This window comes from Pseudovibrio sp. WM33 (assembly GCF_001623165.1).
Taxonomy (GTDB): Bacteria; Pseudomonadota; Alphaproteobacteria; order Rhizobiales; family Stappiaceae; genus Pseudovibrio.
On the sequence record NZ_LMCK01000154.1, the window covers coordinates 10,401 to 11,147 of the forward strand.

The window sequence follows — 747 nt, forward strand, 5'->3', positions numbered from 1 at the left end:
AGCACCTGCAGCGTGCGGTTTCAGACCTTACGTTGGACAAGCTGATCTTGAAGGAAGCGGCATCGGGAAACTTCTAAGCCCCTCACGCAGGTGGGCCTGTATCGATCATGTGCATAGTCGGTTCAAGGTTTCTGAGCGGTGTGTTTGCCGCGTTCTGGGGCAACATTGATCAACACAGCGGCGTTTGCCACGTGGGCGTACTGACGAAGAACGCCTGATCGCGGATATGATCGAGCTGACACGTCAGTATGGTCGGTATGGCTACCGTCGGATTGCAGCCTTGTTGAGAGACGCAGGCTGGCTGACTAACGACAAGCGGGTTGAGCGTTTATGGCGACGTGAGGGGCTTAAAGTGCCCATGAAACAGTCAAAGAAGGGGCGGCTCTGGCTTAATGATGGATCGTGTGTCCGCCTACGTCCTGAATATCGCAACCATGTTTGGTCCTACGACTTCGTACATCATCGAACGGACGACGGCAGGGCCTTCAGAACACTCAACATTCTGGATGAGCACAGCCGGGAATGTTTGGCTATCCGGGTGAAGCGAAAGTTGAACTCAACCGAGGTCATTGACGCTTTGACAGACCTGTTCATCGTGCGCGGTGTGTCCGCCTATATCAGGTCGGACAATGGCCCCGAGTTCATCGCCGAGGCCGTCAGAAACTGGATCAAGGCTGTCGGGGCTAAGACGGCTTACATTGAGCCCGGATCGCCCTGGGAGAACGGATACTGTGAAAGCTTCAACGG

At 55.0% G+C, this 747-nt stretch carries 1 pseudogene; it reads left to right on the plus strand.

Going from position 1 to position 747, the window contains the following annotated elements:
• Positions 1-747, plus strand: a pseudogene (locus PsWM33_RS26295) (IS3 family transposase); the annotation flags it as partial.